The following is a 17,296-nucleotide window of genomic DNA, read 5'->3' on the forward strand; positions in this document are numbered from 1 at the left end:
TCAGTCCCCCTCCTTTTTGGAAAACTTGTATTGCAGGACCGCCAAACCGCCGAGCACGACAAACATCAACACCCCTAAAGCTGAAGCTGTACCATAATCCTGGCTGGTGAAGGCACTTTTTACAATCAATAGGCCATATGTTAACGTCGCTTTGTTGGGACCTCCATCGAGCATGGCATACTGGGACTGGTATCCCTGCGAGGTGGCGATAAACTGCAGAATGAATAACAGGAGAATCAAGCTTTTCAGGGAGGGCAGCGTAATGTAACGAATCCGGGCCCATACGCCCGCCCCGTCGATTTCCGCAGCTTCGTACCAATCCCGGGGAATGCCGCTTAATCCCGCCAAATAAATCAGCATAGCCGCTCCGAACTGCTGCCATGTTTCCATAAATACAAGCGAGGCCATCGACCATTTCGTATCCGTCATAAAAGAAACCGGCTCGAAACCCAGCTTGACCAGAATGGCATTGATCGGGCCGACCGGATCATACAACCATCTCCACAGTCCGTACAACACCACGATCGGGAGAACGTTAGGCAAGTAAGCGGCGACGCGGACAAATCCCTGGAATCTTTTGAGCTCCGAAGTGGCGATGGCAAACACAATGGGCACCCAAAACCCGATCACTATGCACAGAAGCATGTAGTATAAAGTATTTTTCACGGCTTGCCAGGTATCAGGATCGCGAAGCACCTTTTGGTAATTATTCAGCCCGACGAATTCGTCGCCTTTGACAAAATCGATATGGTACAAGCTGTAAACGAATCCTTTGATGATCGGCATCCACAAAAATAAGACAAACAAGACGACAGCCGGCAAAATAAACAGATAGCCCCATATATGCTTTTTCCTTATCCGCGGAATTCCGGATTTGCGCCCGGTTTCCGCATATTGAGACTGCAACGCTGCTGCTGGTTGCTTCAACGGATCTCCCTCATTCCTTTTCTAAGTGTCTTTCTTCCATTTTAGAAAAGCAGAGGAAACATGAACATGTGCAAAACTATGCGAATGATAGGTGATCTTACTTCTTCAATTCGCTCGGACTGACCCCGAAATATTTTTTGAATATTTTGCTGAAATGCTCCGGGGATTCGTATCCGACCCTTTCGGATATTTCATAACGGCGCAGATCGGTGGTCAGGATCAGTTTTTTGCTCTCCTCCATCCTTAATTTCATGACATATTCCCACAAATTGTATCCCGTTTGCTTCTTGAACAAATAGCTCAAATAATTGGGGCTCACGTGGTTCTTTTGGGCAACTTCGTGGAGCGTCAGGCCCTTCAGGCCGAAATTGTCGTCAATATACGCTTTCGCTTTATCCACGATCAGGTTGTGCTGTACGTTCCATTCTTCTTCCGTCGGGTCTTTCGAATAGCTGTTCCAGTTGAAATCCCCATAATAAAATACATAATGATCCGGATGTTCCCGGCTGTATCGGATCGCTTTCTGCGCTTGCTCGTTCAACACGCCCAGGAACTCGATCCCATTCAGGATTTGGCTTATTCCCACAACGCATGGAAGGGCCAAATACTTTTGGATGTTATAATTCAGACTTCGTCCCAGCATATCCAATTGATTGATTTTATTGATGCTTCTGTCCCTATGCTTTTCCTCATCCCACTGGAGAATGACGGAAATCTCCTGATCCGGTGAGTAAAAGGTGATATGGTTCCCCTCTTCCTCCAACAATTCTTGGGCAATATTCAACACGGCGTATTGCAATAAGTCCCTGTCTTTGGCGGAGAAGTTCCGCTCCTCCGGGTTCAACGACAGGTTTAGTTTGATTTTTAATACCGCGAAATAAGGTCCTTCCAGAGGGATACCGTTCAGCTTATGTGCAGCCGGGGAACCGGTCAACACTTTGGCAGGGTCGGTAAGAAGCCGATTCAACAGCTCGGTGGTATGAGGCAGCGGCTCTTCTAAACGAAATCGCTGGTTTAGATTGGCGATGAATTCCTCATGCGTCGTCATCGGTTTATCCATTTTTAGCAAAACATTTCGGACCGAATCCAAAAATTGATCGCCGATCAGAGGCTTGATTAAATAATCTTTGGCGCCTAATCGAATGGCCGATTGTGCATATTGGAACGTCTCATGCGCGGAAACAACGATCGTTTGGACCCACGGCTTAATTAATTTCGCTTGATGCATCAATTCAATACCGTTCATCTCGCCCATTTGGATATCGGTTATGAGCAGGTCGACTTCTTCCAATCTTAAATAATCCAGCGCCTCATAACCGCTATGCGCGAGCAAGATCATGTTAATGTTTAAGCCGGACGAAGCGAGCAGTTTGCTGAGCCCTTTACAGATGAAAGGTTCGTCGTCCACAATCAAAATATTGTACATGCGGCTCTCCCCCATGAAATGCAGTAGTTGAAATCAAGCTCGTTCTTCACATTTAGGCAGCATAATCGTTACTTCCGTCCCGTATTCTTCTCTTTTCCGGTAGCTGATCCCATACGTTTTTCCAAAATGCAGTTGTATCCTTTGATGGATATTTCTTATTCCGTAACCTAATGACGGATTCGTTTTTTCTTCGTTCAACAAGCGTTCGATCATCTCGTAATCCGCTTCTTTATATCCGTTATCTTCGACCCGGATGATCACTTTATCAGCTTGTTCCAAGGCCGAGATTGTGATTTCCCCGTCTTCCCCCATATTCTTCACTCCATGAATAATAGCGTTTTCAATAAGCGGCTGCAGCGTGATTTTAGGGATGAGATACTTCCATACGTTATCCGAAATCGTCCAATGTACCTGAAACCCAGCCTCGTATCTTGTTTTCTGAAGACTTACGTAGGCGGCCGCATGCTCCAATTCTTCCTTGAGCGTAATCAGCTCTCTTCCTCTGCTTAAGCCGATTTTCATCAATTTGGAAAGAGCCTTAATCATCTCCGCCGATTCGGAGTTTCCTTCCAACGAGCTTTTCCAGTAAATACTTTCCAGCGTATTATAAAGCAGATGGGGATTGATTTGTTGATACAAAATTTGCAGCTGCGCTTCTTTCTGTTTAATCTCCATCTGATATTGATCATGGATGAGGGTATTCATGCGGCCCGCCATGTCGTAAACGGAAGAAATCAGCACCCCCAATTCATCATTTCTTTTCTTATCGGGAGTCTTGGGCACCGCTTTACCCGGCACGTAGGATCTGACGAAAACAACTAATTTTTGCAGCGGATTCATTAAGGATCTCCAAAAATACATCATGACGGCAAATACAAATATAGAGTACACAACGGAAATTAATTGGATGACTTTTTTGAGCTCGTTTTGCCGCTGCAGCAGCGAGTTTACCGGAATACGGTAGACCAGTTTTTGCTCAAGGACGTGACTATAATTCACCACATAGATGTATCCGGAAGAAATGACGTCGATCGTGTCTTTCAGCGGCTCTCCGTCTCCAGCGCCCGGCGGCAGCGAAAGTGTGGTTCCGAGGCTGGGAGTTGTCGCCGCGAGAATCAAATCCGACGAATCGGTTAAATAGATTTCGCCATTCGGCAAAGATACGGTTTGGAACGACTCCTCGATGATTTTATCTATGTTCGTTACGACCAGCACGCCGATGACTCCGTTGCCTTGGGAGATAGAGTTGACGGCCCGGACATAAGTAAGTGTGCTTTGTTTCGATGGGGAGTCGAAATTATCGATGATTCTCAAGTAGCCTTTGCCGTTTTTTTGAACAGCTTCATGAAACCAGTCAGGCGTATTTCGGTCCGAAAGAAAAAAAACTCCCGCTTGAGTCGTGATTCTGAGTTTGGGAGGAGCGAAAGAATAGTATTCATGAGGATCGTAGACATATAAGGAAAAATAAACGGCCTCTCCCCCGTTGACGCCGATCGAATAACTTTTGAGCAGCTTATCCATGGCTTCATATTTGCGGACCCGCTCGACAACGGGGTCGGCTTCGGTCGGAATCAATTGCTGCGTGAGCGGATTTTGAATAATCGTCGCTGTGATCTTGTTGATCGAATCCATATCCCGATTGAGCAACGCATGATTTTGTTTATTCAACTCCGCATAGGCATTCGCCGCATTTCGCTTTAAAATTTGCTCGGTTTTCATATTCCCGTACCCATGCAAAATAAAAACGGGGCTGATCATAAGCAGAAACAACAAGATCAACTGATGATTCACGCTCATTTTCGTCAATGGATTGGTTAGTTTTACCCCCATTCGGATGACCTCCTTCCATCCATAATATATCAAATCGCGCATCCGATTTTCCAAATATTTATATCCGGTAAAAATAACCATACATTCCATAGAAATAGACATGATCGACAGGCATGCTGCCGAACGAATTTTCGCTTGTTGAATTGCATGCAAAAATGCCAGTTCGTAATCCCGCACACGATATCGATAGAATTACTACTTCTATGTCTTAACCAGCCTGCCATATGATCAAAAGGTAACACCGGATCATCATTCAAATCAGAGGAGGGAAGGCAAAAACAACGACAAATAATGGGTGAGAAGGACAACTAAGAGTTTCAATCGAGGAAACTTTATTTTGAAAGGAGAGATGAAACTCGTGAAAAGCAAAAGACGAATCATCGCTTGGCTTTGCTTCCTTACCATGGTATTAGGCACTTTTCTAACATCTATCGGACTACCTGAACCTGCCCAGGCAGTTGGAGGACCGAATCTGGCGATTGGCAAAGCTGTTACGGCAAGCAGTTCGACAAGCGCACCATACACAGCGGCAAATATCAACGACAGCAACCAGGCAACTTACTGGGAAAGCGCAAACAATGCCTTACCTCAATGGATTCAGGTGGATCTGGGCAGCACGGTCATGATCGACCAGATCGTCATGAAGCTTCCGTCAGGCTGGGAAGCGAGAACGCAGACGTTATCGATTCAAGGAAGTACCGACGGCACGACTTTCTCGAATATGGTCAACTCCGCCGGGTATACATTTGATCCGGCCTCGGGCAACACGGTGACGGTCAACTTCGCCGCTGTCAACACCCGTTACGTCAGGCTTAACGTAACCGCCAACACCGTCTGGCCGGCCGGGCAATTCTCAGAGGTGGAGGTGTACGGCGCCGGCGGAGGGCCGGTAGTGATCCCGGGCAAAATCGAAGCCGAAAACTACAGCGCGATGAGCGGGATCCAGACGGAAACGACGTCGGATACCGGCGGCGGCCTGAACGTCGGTTGGATTGATGACGGCGACTGGCTGGACTACAGCATCAACGTGCAAGCCGCCGGCTCCTACACGGTTGAATATCGTGTGGCCAGCCCGAATACGACAGGTCAGATCCAGCTTCGTTCCGACGCAACCACACTTGCCGCTACCGCTGTGCCGAATACCGGCGGCTGGCAGACTTGGCAGACCGTCACAGCCACGGTGAACTTGAGCGCCGGGCAGCAAACGCTCCGCGTTTATGCAGGCGGCGGCGGGTTCAATCTCAACTGGATCCATTTTGTGCAAGGAGGCGGTGATCCGCAGCCGCCTACAGCTCCGGCCAACTTGGCCTTGAACAAGCCGGTCACCGCTTCTTCGAATACGCAAAATTTCGTGGCGGCGAATGCGAACGATGGCAGCACGTCGACCTATTGGGAAGGAGCCGGCGGTTCATATCCGAACACCTTGACGGCGGACCTGGGCGCCAACGCGAGTGTGACCTCCGTCGTGGTGAAACTGAACCCCGACTCCATATGGTCGACGCGCACGCAAACCATTCAAGTGCTGGGACATGACCAGAACTCCACGGTCTTCAACAACTTGGTTGGCGCGACCGTTTATACCTTTGATCCCGCAACCGGTAATAAGGTGACCATCCCGGTCACGGCGACGGTCAGCGCGGTCCAGCTCAAGTTCACATCCAACTCCGGCGCGCCTGCAGGGCAAGCGGCCGAGTTCGAGGTCATCGGAACTCCCGCATCGAATCCGGATCTGACCATCACGGGCATATCGTGGTCGCCGGCTTCTCCGTCAGAAACCGACGCCGTCACACTCACCTCCACGGTGAAAAACATCGGCACGGCTGCTTCTGCGGCCACGACGGTTAATTTCTATCTGGGAACGACGAAAGTCGGGTCCGCTTCCGTCTCGGCGCTGGCAGCGGGAGCATCCGCCGGCGTGTCGGCCACTATCGGGGCCCAGAACGCGGGAACGTATTCCGTCAGTTCCAAGGTCGACGAAGACAACACCGTTATCGAAATGAACGAGACGAACAACAGCTTCACCAATCCGGCTTCGATGACGGTTAATCCGGTGTCAAGCTCCGACTTGGTCGCAACAACTTCATGGACGCCTAGCAATCCAAGCGCCGGCAACACGGTCACCTTCACCATAAACCTCAAAAATCAGGGGAATATCGCTTCTTCCAGCGGCGCTCACGCCGTAACGCTGGCGCTTAAGAACGCTGCGGGCACAACGATTCAAACTTTTAACGGCTCCTATACCGGCGCCTTGGCAGCGGGAGCATCCGCCAATGTTACCATCGGCACATGGACGGCGGTCAATGGCAGCTACACGGTCACGACAACGGTTGCGGCAGATGCCAACGAAGTCGCGAGCAAACAAGGCAACAACACCAGCACGACAAGCTTGTATGCCGGGCGCGGAGCGAACATGCCGTTCACGATCCTGGAAGCCGAGGCTTCGTCCAACAGCACCAACGGCACCCGGTTGGCTCCAAACTTTTTGCCGGGCGATTTTGCAGGCGAAGCTTCCGGACGTTCCGCCGTTTATCTCGATGCAACCGGAAAATATGTAGAGTTTACGCTCACCTCTCCTGCTAATGCTCTCGTTCTGCGCAATGCCATTGCGGAGAACACAACCGGAACGATTAGCATTTACGTGAACGGCGTTGACAAGGGCAACTTTAACGTCACGTCCAAGTACTCCTACGTATACGCAACGCCGGACACTCTCGGACAGCTTGGATACAACAACTCCGGTACGAAAGCATACTGGCTCTATGAAGATGCCCAGCTCATGCTTGACCAGGTTTATCCTGCCGATACCAAAATCCGGATTCAAAAAGACTCAGGGGACGTTCCTTGGATTTATGTCGATTTGCTGGAAACGGAAAACGTCGCGCCTCCGGCGTCAAATCCCGATCCGGCCAAATATGTGGAAGTGTCCGGCACCAAATCGATTGAGCAAGCACTGACGGAATTCAGGCAAGATACTACCAAGAAAGGGATCTTCATTCCCGCCGGGCAATGGACCATTTCGTCTAAAGTTTTCTTGTATGGCCGGGCGACGGAAATCATCGGCGCAGGCCCGTGGTACACCAAGCTGACGGCTCCGCAAGACCAAACGAATACCGATGTCGGATTCAATATCAGTTCCTCCGCCAACGGTTCCATCATCAAAAACTTGTCGGCTTGGGGCAACTATGTATACCGGGTAGACGGACCCGGAAAATTTATTGACGGGAACGGCATGCAGAACGTAACCGTTGAGAATATTTGGGCCGAGCATTTTATATGCCTGTATTGGGGAGTCAACTCTTCCTACAATACGTTCAGAAACAACCGGATCAAAAACACATTTGCAGACGGTATCAACATGACCAACGGATCGTCCTACAATATCATCGACAACAACTATGCACGCGCAACCGGAGACGATGCGTTCGCCTTGTTCAGTGCGGTCGATGCCGGCGGGTCTTACAATGCAGGCAACAAATACACCAATCTCACCGCCGTCAACGTCAGACGCGCCGCCGCTTTTGCCGTATACGGCGGTCAAGACAACCTGTTCCAGAACTTGTACGGTGCGGATACCTTGACTTACCCCGGCTTGACCGTCAGCAGCTTAAGCTTCGGGTACAACACGTTAGGTTTCGGCGATAAAGATACCGTCATCGACGGAGTCACGCTGGACCGCACGGGCGGAGATTTCTGGACCAGTGCCGGTGCTGACGACAAGATCAACAATTATCAGAATTTCGGCGCGATCTGGTTCTTCGGTGGCGACAGAGACTTCAAAAATATTTGGGTCAAAAATGTGGACATCAATAATCCGGTTTACTTCGGATTGATGTTCCAGTCCAAATATCCGGAAGCCCTTCCAATGACGAACGTTCGGGTAGAGAACGTGAATATCAATAATGCCACCCGCTATGGCATCAAGCTTGTCGTCAAAGCGGAAGACGAGCAAGGACCGGCCGTCGGCTCGGCAAGCTTTACCAATGTAAGAGTGAATAACCCTGGAATTACGGCCATTTATGGCCAAGACAAATGCCCTGGCTTTACTATTGTTAAAGTTTCCGGGAATAACTGGTAACCGCTCTGCTGTAGTCTTGTTTCACTGATGCAGGTTAACCCTTTGGCAGCTGAGATTGACCGCCTAAGGGTTAACCGCCGCTACAACCAGAATCTGCAGATCGGAGGCTTGCCTTCCAGCTCGTCGATCATATTCAGCACGAGCAGGTTCCAGTTCAGAAAGCCTCCATTCATGACCGGCTCCCCGGTTTGCGGAACGTAAAATTCATGCAGGGTACCCGAGCGCTCCAAATCCTCTCCGAGCAGACGAACGATTTTACCGCAAAGCTCTCGAGCCTCAGAAACATATCCGTAGTTCATAAGCCCCCGAAACACCACATAGTTGGCCACAATCCAGATCGGTCCAAGCCAGTTGGACGGGTTGATCGTAGCGCTGACGTCAAACATTTTCTCATCCTGTGCAAGCGAAGCGATTCCGTAAGGGCTATTGAAGGTGACCGGATCCGCTGCATGGACGACGAGGCTGGCTGCCTGCTCTCTGTCTGCGATACCCGCCAGCATCGGGATGAAGCCCGACCATGCCCGAATTTTAATCGGAAGTGTCTTCCAGAAGACGCCGAGCCCTTTGTGAAACCAATCGAAGTGCCGCGTTTGGATATCGACGTCAACGGAGTAGTAGAAGCGGTCTCTCGGATCCCAGCACTCGGCTTGAATAGCGGCTGCGAGACGATCAGCCTTCGCCGAGTAGGCGTCCCGCCGATCCGGTCGTCCCAAACGTTCGCTAATGACGCCCATGGCGCGCAACTCGGCGACCATGAAGGCATTTAAATAAATATTCGCTGTGGAGAAGCGGGCCCGGCCGAACGTCGCCGGATCGTTGTCCATCCCGATCATAATGTCGTCCGCCCACACATACAGACCGCAATTCGTGTTCAAATATCCTTTGTCGTAGCAGTCGAAATATGCCTCCAGTTTCCCGTAATCGCCTTGAATCCATTCGTAATCACCGGAAAAACCGCCGATCATCGCAATCTGCTGGCAAAGAAACGGCTTGTGCATGTTCAGGATATGCCCTTGCCGGCGCATATAGTTGAGATACGGCTCCGGCAGCGAAGCGTTGCCGTCCACCGTAGCAACCATCATCGGAATGTAGCCGTCCTCCATTTGATAATCAAGGAAATTATGAACGTTCCCCTTCGCATGGCGAATATACCGGTTCCGGAGCTCCTCGTCCCCATCATCCGCAATATTGAATAAAGCGTATACCGCCCAGAATGAGTCCCAGTCCCACAAATTGCCGTCGTACACGGAACCCGGGTCTACAAAGGGATGCTTCAAATAGTGTACGGGCTCCTTGAGAATCGTATCCGCTTGGGAGACGATATAGCCCCGCAGCAGCTTTTCATAATAGGGAAGCTTATCGGTCAATTTCAACAACTCTCCTTTTTTATCCTTTAGTTGCGCCCGCCGTCATGCCTTCCACGATATATTTCTGCAGGAAAAAATAGAGCAGCAGAATCGGCAAAATGACAATAAGTATATCGGCGAAAATCAAATTCCAATCCGAGCTGTATTTGCCCACATAATTGTAGACGGAAACGGTCACCGTCCATTTGGTGCCGTCGGTCATCAAGTAGAACGGTCCCATGAAGTCGTTCCATACGGATACGACGGTCAGGAGGGAAGCGGTGACAAGCACTGGCTGCATTAATGGAAAGATGATCGTCCAGAACAGCCGCATGGGGCGGCAGCCGTCGATAATTCCGGATTCGTCCAATTCTCGCGGAATCGTCTTTACATAACCTGTCATCAGAAAAATCGTAAAGGGCAGCAGAACGGCGGCATAATATAGGATCATTCCGTGATATGTGTTATGAATGCCCAATTGAATCATCAACTTGATGGTCGGTACGAGAGACACAGGCATCACTAAGCCGACGACAAAGAAATAATACAATCCGTTAGTCAGCCTTCTATTGTTGCGTTGAATGCTGAAGGCGGCCATCGAGCCGAACAAATTGGTCAAGATCAGCGCTCCGGCCGAGATGAGGACGCTGTTCAAATAGCCCCGCCCAATATTTCCTTCTTGGAAAACGGTCCTGAAGTTTTCCCAATGGATTGTCCCCGGCGGCGTCAGCTTAAACCGTGTCGCTTCGCCGACATCCTTCATGGAATTGACTGTGATCATATAGAACGGCACGATGACGATCAAGACCAGCACGATCAATAAAGCTTCTCGCCCCAGCCCGCTCCATTTGCCTGATGGCATTCTCATAGCTCTACCTCCCTCTTTCGAAGTACCCGCAAAAAGACGAAGGCGACAGCCGTTACGATAACCGTCAGGAATAATCCGGAAGCGGTTGCATACCCCCAGTTGCCGCGGGAAAAGTTACGGAAGATGAGTGTATTAAACACTTCCGTATCGTAGCCGGGTCCGCCGTTTGTCAACACGAGCACCGTCTCGAACACTTTCAGCGAGCCGATGATCGTCAGGAGCACATTCACCGTGAAAGACGTGGCCAGAAGCGGGAACGTAATCGCGCGGAATTTCTGAACAGCTCCGGCACCGTCGACGTCGGCCTGCTCCAGCAAATCTCTCGGTATCGTCTTGAGGCCCGCCAAATAAATAACCATCGCAAAGCCGGAGCTGCGCCACAGCTCGGTCATGATAATTGAAAGCAGCGCAAACCTGGAATCGTTGAGCCAATCGACGGCCAGAACACCCAGCCCAATCATCCGGAGCGAATGATTCAAAATTCCTAGCTCGGGATTGTAGATCGCCGTAAAAATGTAACCGACAATAAGCGGCGCGATCACGACGGGCATGTAAAAAGCAGTTCGATGCAGCGGCGTCAGGCGGGAGCTGCGGTTCAGCAGCAAAGCGAGCATCAAGCCGATCACATTGACACCGACCGTCACAGCCGCCGCGTAAACCAGCGTGTTGCGGATAGCTGTGCCAAGCACTCCTTCCGAAAACAGCTGCCGGTAATTATCAAGTCCGATAAATTGGATGGCGTCGCTGTACGAACTCCAGTCCGTAAAGCTGTACACAAAACCGGAGATGGCCGGAAAAACGAACAGACCACAATAAACGACAAGCGCCGGAATGATGAAAGCTATCGGATATCGTACGTGTTTCAACATGACATCGTCTCCTGAAGAAAGGAAACGGGGGATGGCGCCTCCATCTCCCCTTCCTTTAATTGATTATTTGTTGACTCAAAATCCGGGAATTTTCTTATTCTTACCGTCTTGTCTGTAGTTTTTATCCATTTGCTCGACAGCCTTCTGTGCATCGCCCTTGGCAACCAGTTCTTGTGTAATTTTATCGTAATCGAAGAAGCCCGCTTGCAGCCTGAGCTGAATTTGGATGACGCCATTGCCGCCCTGAATGTATTTGTAAATATCCTCCTGGGCCGGGAACAGCTGCGCCTTCACGCCGTTGTACACCGGTATGCCCGGATTGTACTTGTACCAGATCGCGAGCGATTCCGGCTTCGTCATGTAGCGCGACAGCTCAATGGCAGCCTCGGCTCTGGGCGACGTTTTGGTCACGAATATTTGCTTTGGCGGGTATAGCGATACGACGCCTGCATCCTTATCCGAAGGAAGCGGGAAAAATCCGATGTTATTGACTTTGTCGGCGAACCGCTTGGAGATTTCCGGGAGCATCCAGTCCGCTTGGAAAGCCATCGCCGCCGTTCCGTTCGCCAGCGCATCCTGTTGATTCTCGTACGTGCCGGAAAGAAAATCCTTGTTCAAGTAGCCTTTGGTGTTAAGCTCGTACTGCCGCTCAAACACTTTTTTCATTTCCGGAATATCGGTCAGCCGCAAAGTATTCTCGTTCAGCTTCTTCACTCCGTCGTTACCGCCGATGGTCGGCAGGACGAAGGTCTGAAATGCGGCCAGCGAGAAGATCTGCGTCGGCCAACCGGTTTTCCCGGCTTCATAGAACGGTGTAACACCCGCCTTCTTCAGCTTGTCGGCATTGTCCAGCAGTTCCGCATAGGTTTTCGGAATGGAAAGACCGTTCTTTTGGTACACGTCCTTGTTATATAGCACACCCATCGCGTTATAGGAGCCCCACGGGATGCCATAAATTTTGCCGGCTACCGTGTAAAAATCTTTGACTGCCGGAGTAAGCTGACCGACATAGGCTTCCTTTGTCATGTCCACCAGGTTTTTCTCGGCCTGCATCGTCGTATATTCGTTCGGACCGGCGAAGAAATAAAAAATATCAGGCGGATCCTGTGTCGCGAAGCGAGTCTTGACAATATTCTCATACTGCGTGACATCGGGAAGAATTTGCAGGTCGACCTTGTTACCGCTTTCTTTTTCATAGTTGATGAAGATCTCTTTAAATGCTTGCGACTCCGAGTCTCCGTTCGCCACCGTCGTAAAGGTGAGCTTCACCGGGTCCTTCTTCGCAGGTGCGGTCGGCTTATCCCCCACTTCATTGGCCGATGGTGCCGCTGTAGTACCTGCCGTACCGCCGCCCCCTCCGCATGCTGCAAGCATTCCTGCCGACAAAGCCGAAATCAGCATGAACGCCGCCACTCTTTTCCTGTTAGCCATTGTCCATCCCCCTCATTTCACTTATAGCATCGGTCTACAATTCCTATTATAGAAACGCTTTTCATCCCGGTAATGGGGGAAATGCAAACAATTTATAGGGCAAAATCAATGTCCTGAGTGCTGCTTCTTGTACTCCCTGGGAGTCAGCCCCGTCTGTTGTTTAAAAATTTTGCTGAAATAAAACGGATCGCTGTAGCCCACCATCTCGGCAACATCCTTAAACAGCATGCGGGGCTTCTCCCTGATGAGCCGCTTGGCAATATCAATCCGCAGCTGAATCAAGTAGTCGATCGGACTGTACTTATATTGACGCTTAAATATCCTGCCCAAATACGAGGGATGCAGGCCGAACGTATCCGCCAGATCCGAGAGGGAAATGTTTCGCATATAATTTTGCTCCAGGTACGACTTCAGCTTGACGGTCCATGAAGCATCGGCCTCACGTACATGCTCGGAGGTGTCGAACAACGATACGAAAGCTTCCTGTACGTTATAACGAACGGCTGTAAGGTCCGCAGCCTGCCAAATCAGCTCCTCCAGCTCGGAATGCCAATGAGCCAGTGCAGGTAGACGTGACAGCTCCTTATGCTTAGCCACCCATAATTTCATCATATCGGTCAGAGAATCGTACCAGCGTACCCGTGTGGAAGAGGACCAGGGTTCGCTCTCCAGCAGTGTCTGCAGCTTGCGCAGAAATTCCGATTTTCGCTGCTTGGCCAGCAGTTCTCCCAGTTCCTCTTCCAGCGTATTGGAAAGAGGCAGAGCCTTCGGCTCGGATAGCGACTCCCCCTCCTTAAGATCCATACATTTCCGGCCATTCAGCGGGAAGTTTCTATGCGCGGCTTTCTGCAGCAGATAAAGCGTTCCCGACAATTCGGCTTGCAGCTTTTCAACCTTGGCCGCCACGAAGCAGACGGAACGTTCTGTTTCTGTTCCATGCCCCGCCGATGCAGCAAGAAACTGTTCGAGTCTCACTTCCGTCAGGCTGTGGCAGCCTATAACTACAGCGCGTTGATGATGCGGCGATACCGGTAAAGCATAGAAGGACTCTCCCTCGTTCAACAGCGATTTCACCTGCCATTGATTCGGGTATTCAACCCAATCGCTCTCCTGTTGAGGGGGAATCCATGCAAGCAGAACCGCGTAATTCGCATGATAAAAATATTCCTGCGCCAGCTGCCCGATCTGCTCGGACTCCTGTTTGTCCGACTTCTGAAAGGCCCACTGCTGCAGCAGCTCGGCCTCGATTAACGATTGATCCGAAAGCAGCTTAGCCTTCGCTTTATGCAGAAATCCCCTTATATTTTCCTCGGTCGGGGGCTTCAGGAGTAAGTCCGATACGCCCACCTGTATAGCCTTGCGTGCATATTCAAAATCGCGATACCCTGTCAAAACAGCGCAAACGAGCGACGGCTGCTGCTCCTTGGCACGCTCGATCAGCGTGAGGCCGTCCATGACCGGCATGTAGATGTCCGTCAGCAAAATATGCGGCTTCACAAGATTAAGATCCAACAGGGCATATTCACCATTCTCGTACTCCCCTACGATTTTGAAGTCGGGGTCGATGTCCCGTATCTTCTGAGCAATGCTTTGCAGAATGAGGGGCTCATCCTCAGCAATGATAATTCTAAACATCGTCAATCTCCTCCCGTCTTTCCATTCGTATGATCAGCTCCATGCCCTCGTTCAAATTGCGAAGAGAAAACGCAACCCGTCCCTTCTGAAACAAATAACATCTCGCAAAAGCATTCTCCAGTCCAAGCCCGCCGATTCCTTTTGAGGCGACTTCGTCCGTGATGGAGACGGATGCGTTGTCGAGGCCGGCGATGAAACGTTTAATCCGGGTCAGCGCCTCCGCAGAGAAACCGCTTCCATTGTCTTGAACACGAATCAGCCAATCATTTTTTTCTCCCCGGCTGATCCTTATCCATAAGTTCCAAGGCGGGTATACCTGCTTAAATCCGTGGGCAAAAGAATTTTCGACGATCGGCTGCAGCAAAAATTTAGGAATAGGGACATCATCAAGCGTTTCGTCCGTTTCGACTTTATAATCGAACTGCTGTTGGTAGCGAAGCTTCATGAGATCCAAATATTGAACCGTGAACCGCAGCTCATCGCCTAGCTTAGTAAGCCCCGAAGGAGATCTGCTCATATATTCCATCATGCCCATCATCTTATAGCACATGGAGGCGGCGGCATCAGCCCCGGAGTTTTCGGCAAGTACGCCGATTGATGACAGCGTATTGAATACGAAGTGCGGCTGAAGCTGTGTCTGAAGCACGCGGAGTTGAGCCATATTCTCGCGCTGCCTGGCTTCAAGCAGTTGTTCCACCGATTGCCCAAGCCGTGTCTTCATCGCAACAATATCGTCATACAATTCCCGAATTTCGAACGAGGCCCAACGATAAGCTCTGCTGCTGGGCCCGCTTCGCATCACGTTGAGTTTATCGATATCCCACATTTTTACATGCCTAAGGATTAGCCGAATAGGCAGGGTGATGGTTGAAGCGATCCCATAGGCGCTAAGCAGTGCAGCGATCTCCGCTAACAGGGCTACGGTCAGAACGGCGTTGCGAAGACTTTGAATCGGACTGAGGAGCGCGCTTTCCGGCTGAACCGATACGACGGTTAGCCCATAAGAGGACGAACGGAGCCACCCGACCATATAATTTTTCCCCTGATACACCTTGGTGGTGGAATGGAACATATTGGATTGCAAAGCTGGGATATCCCGTCCGGCAATAGGCAAACCGTCGCCTTCCGTGTCCGAAGGATAAAATCGGTTCCCTTGGTCGTCGAATATGAACAATTGAAGGTTCGCATGCTTGCCGGAGTCCCCTATAATCTCCTCCAGCTTGTCATATCGCTGTTGTACTTCTACGATGCGCGGCTCGAAGGCGGCATTGTTCGGAAACAAACGGGATAAAGAAAACACGATCTCTCCCGACTTGAACCATTCATCCCTATGGGGCGGATTGAGCTGAAGATCGCCATTCTTCTGTATGGTCGGCGGAATCCAATCGATCTTGTTCATAAGCTCCGTACGATCTGCGACGGGATCGATCTTTAGTCCATAACTGATGAAATCGCCGCTCAAATTGAACACATTGATCTGCTCGGCGATAAAGGAAGGGCCGTTCAAGGTGGACAAAATATTTTCGAACCGTTTCTTTTGGGCCAAAACATCGTATGAATCTGAACCTGCGAAAGCGTCTTCGAAACGCGTTTGGAAATCGGAATTATAAATGACCTGTGCCGAGATCCGATCCATATCTTTAATCGTTTGAATCAGCGAAGTCTCAAGCCGCTGAAGCATTTGATCGGAAGTTTCAAGCGAGCGTTCCCAAATTGTCGCGGACATTCGCTGATAAAACAAATAGCTTAACGCCGCAATCACAAAAGATATGATCAACGTATATGAAATGACCAGCCTGCTTTGAACCCCGAACTTCGGCATTTTCCTCATCCTCATCATGATGTAGTGTTGTATCCAGCATATCACGCAGAACGTTGCTTTAAGCAAAGGTTAACATATTACAAATTCCTATGTATAGATGCTCCATTTACTTCGTGCTTGATGCGTTTACAATAATGATTAGAGCCGTCAGGGAGAGCTGACAAGAGTGTGAATATTTGGAGGAGGAGCCGAAATGTCGAAGATATTGAAGGGAGCGCAATTCTTTGAGCCCGATTTCCCGATTTATTTAAACCGGGAAACGGAGGCATTCCAAACGGGTCAGCATGAGCACGATTTTATCGAAATCTCTCTCGTCGCGGAAGGCTGCGGCTACCATTATATCGATCATGCATTGATCAAGGTGCAAAAGGGCGATCTATTCCTGCTGCCGGAGGGCACGTCTCATGTATTCCGGCCATCGTCCGCTTCCAGGTCGAAGCCGCTGATCATTATGAATTTTCTTTTCGATCTCAAAGCTCTGGAGCCTGTCCGGCAGTGGATTCCCCTTGAATCCCAATTGTATAAGTGCTTGTATGAGCCTCATGCGCTTTCCCGCGCCTGGTCCTATTATCGTGATGACAACGACCGATTCCTCTCTTTATTTCAGCAGGCTTATTTTGAATACTCAAACCGTTCCGTCGGATATAGGCCTATCATAACGGCTCTCCTTCTGCAAACGCTGCAGCTCATCCATAGGGTTCAAACGGAGGAGTCCGTTCCGGACCAAGCTTCGTCCTCTTCAGCTTCGGATAAAATAAAAGATATCCTCAATTTCATCGAACAGAACTATTCGGACAAAATCACGTTGAAATCGCTTGCGGAGCAGTACTTTATGAGCGGAGGCCATTTTCAAAACCAATTTAAACGAATCACGGGCCAGACATTTAACCAATATATCCAGAACGTTCGCATTCAAAAATGCTGCCAGCTGCTCAAAACGACAAACAAAACGGTACAGGAGACGGCAAACGATGTCGGCTATACCGATATGAAGTTTTTCCATTCCCTGTTCCGCAAAATTACGGGCAGCTCTCCTCAGCAGTTTCGCAGGATACGAGCCTGATGGG

General features: G+C 50.0%; 11 protein-coding genes. 2 read left to right on the forward strand and 9 right to left on the reverse strand.

The features are described 5' to 3' along the window. The 3 genes from AC3G2T_RS02955 to AC3G2T_RS02965 all read right to left on the reverse strand — a co-directional run bounded on the left by AC3G2T_RS02955 (window position 1) and on the right by AC3G2T_RS02965 (window position 4,183). On the reverse strand, window positions 1-906 hold the full coding sequence (locus AC3G2T_RS02955) for a carbohydrate ABC transporter permease (RefSeq protein WP_488434725.1): 906 nt from the start codon (window positions 904-906) through the stop codon (window positions 1-3). Window positions 907-1,024: 118 nt separating this feature from the next. Continuing rightward, window positions 1,025-2,353, reverse strand: coding sequence for a response regulator transcription factor (locus tag AC3G2T_RS02960; RefSeq protein ID WP_488434481.1), 1,329 nt, complete (start codon window positions 2,351-2,353; stop codon window positions 1,025-1,027). A 33-nt stretch (window positions 2,354-2,386) separates the two neighbouring features. Beyond that, window positions 2,387-4,183 carry a cache domain-containing sensor histidine kinase gene (locus AC3G2T_RS02965; RefSeq protein ID WP_488434482.1) on the reverse strand — a complete coding sequence of 599 codons (1,797 nt, stop codon included), beginning with the start codon at window positions 4,181-4,183 and terminating at the stop codon, window positions 2,387-2,389. 349 nt (window positions 4,184-4,532) lie between these two features. Here AC3G2T_RS02965 and AC3G2T_RS02970 point away from each other — a divergent pair, with 349 nt between their 5' ends. After that, window positions 4,533-8,258 (forward strand): carbohydrate-binding protein, encoded by a 3,726-nt coding sequence (locus tag AC3G2T_RS02970; protein ID WP_488434483.1) that lies wholly within the window; start codon window positions 4,533-4,535, stop codon window positions 8,256-8,258. Window positions 8,259-8,338: 80 nt separating this feature from the next. Here AC3G2T_RS02970 and AC3G2T_RS02975 read toward each other — a convergent pair whose 3' ends face one another. From AC3G2T_RS02975 to AC3G2T_RS03000, 6 genes are all read right to left on the reverse strand, one after another. Beyond that, window positions 8,339-9,625 carry an MGH1-like glycoside hydrolase domain-containing protein gene (locus AC3G2T_RS02975; protein WP_488434484.1) on the reverse strand — a complete coding sequence of 429 codons (1,287 nt, stop codon included), beginning with the start codon at window positions 9,623-9,625 and terminating at the stop codon, window positions 8,339-8,341. 19 nt (window positions 9,626-9,644) lie between these two features. Continuing rightward, a complete protein-coding gene (locus tag AC3G2T_RS02980; protein WP_488434485.1) occupies window positions 9,645-10,472 on the reverse strand; it encodes a carbohydrate ABC transporter permease in 828 nt (275 codons plus the stop codon). Beyond that, window positions 10,469-11,341 carry a carbohydrate ABC transporter permease gene (locus AC3G2T_RS02985; RefSeq protein ID WP_488434486.1) on the reverse strand — a complete coding sequence of 291 codons (873 nt, stop codon included), beginning with the start codon at window positions 11,339-11,341 and terminating at the stop codon, window positions 10,469-10,471. Before AC3G2T_RS02985 ends, AC3G2T_RS02980 begins: the two co-directional genes overlap by 4 nt. Window positions 11,342-11,416: 75 nt before the next feature. Continuing rightward, on the reverse strand, window positions 11,417-12,772 hold the full coding sequence (locus AC3G2T_RS02990) for an ABC transporter substrate-binding protein (RefSeq protein WP_488434487.1): 1,356 nt from the start codon (window positions 12,770-12,772) through the stop codon (window positions 11,417-11,419). Window positions 12,773-12,877: 105 nt separating this feature from the next. Then, entirely contained in the window at window positions 12,878-14,407 is a 1,530-nt protein-coding gene (locus tag AC3G2T_RS02995; protein ID WP_488434488.1) for a response regulator transcription factor, read from the reverse strand. After that, the gene (locus tag AC3G2T_RS03000) at window positions 14,400-16,229 is read right to left on the reverse strand and encodes a cache domain-containing sensor histidine kinase (RefSeq protein WP_488434489.1); all 1,830 of its coding nucleotides are present in this window, start codon (window positions 16,227-16,229) and stop codon (window positions 14,400-14,402) included. The genes AC3G2T_RS02995 and AC3G2T_RS03000 overlap by 8 nt, the downstream gene beginning before the upstream one ends. A 193-nt stretch (window positions 16,230-16,422) precedes the next feature. On the opposite strand from AC3G2T_RS03000, the gene AC3G2T_RS03005 reads away from it, so the two are divergent. Then, on the forward strand, window positions 16,423-17,292 hold the full coding sequence (locus AC3G2T_RS03005; RefSeq protein WP_488434490.1) for an AraC family transcriptional regulator: 870 nt from the start codon (window positions 16,423-16,425) through the stop codon (window positions 17,290-17,292). Window positions 17,293-17,296: the final 4 nt, after the last annotated feature.

Source organism: Paenibacillus sp. sgz302191, from assembly GCF_057749925.1.

What these genes read in the sequence shown, in the direction of transcription:
- AC3G2T_RS02960 (WP_488434481.1), bottom strand. Translation starts at nt 2,353, where the DNA reads ATGTACAATATTTTGATTGTGGACGACGAACCTTTCATCTGTAAAGGG.
- AC3G2T_RS02965 (WP_488434482.1), bottom strand. Translation starts at nt 4,183, where the DNA reads ATGGGGGTAAAACTAACCAATCCATTGACGAAAATGAGCGTGAATCAT.
- AC3G2T_RS02970 (WP_488434483.1), top strand. Translation starts at nt 4,533, where the DNA reads ATGAAACTCGTGAAAAGCAAAAGACGAATCATCGCTTGGCTTTGCTTC.
- AC3G2T_RS02980 (WP_488434485.1), bottom strand. Translation starts at nt 10,472, where the DNA reads ATGAGAATGCCATCAGGCAAATGGAGCGGGCTGGGGCGAGAAGCTTTA.
- AC3G2T_RS02985 (WP_488434486.1), bottom strand. Translation starts at nt 11,341, where the DNA reads ATGTTGAAACACGTACGATATCCGATAGCTTTCATCATTCCGGCGCTT.
- AC3G2T_RS02990 (WP_488434487.1), bottom strand. Translation starts at nt 12,772, where the DNA reads ATGGCTAACAGGAAAAGAGTGGCGGCGTTCATGCTGATTTCGGCTTTG.
- AC3G2T_RS02995 (WP_488434488.1), bottom strand. Translation starts at nt 14,407, where the DNA reads ATGTTTAGAATTATCATTGCTGAGGATGAGCCCCTCATTCTGCAAAGC.
- AC3G2T_RS03000 (WP_488434489.1), bottom strand. Translation starts at nt 16,229, where the DNA reads ATGCCGAAGTTCGGGGTTCAAAGCAGGCTGGTCATTTCATATACGTTG.
- AC3G2T_RS03005 (WP_488434490.1), top strand. Translation starts at nt 16,423, where the DNA reads ATGTCGAAGATATTGAAGGGAGCGCAATTCTTTGAGCCCGATTTCCCG.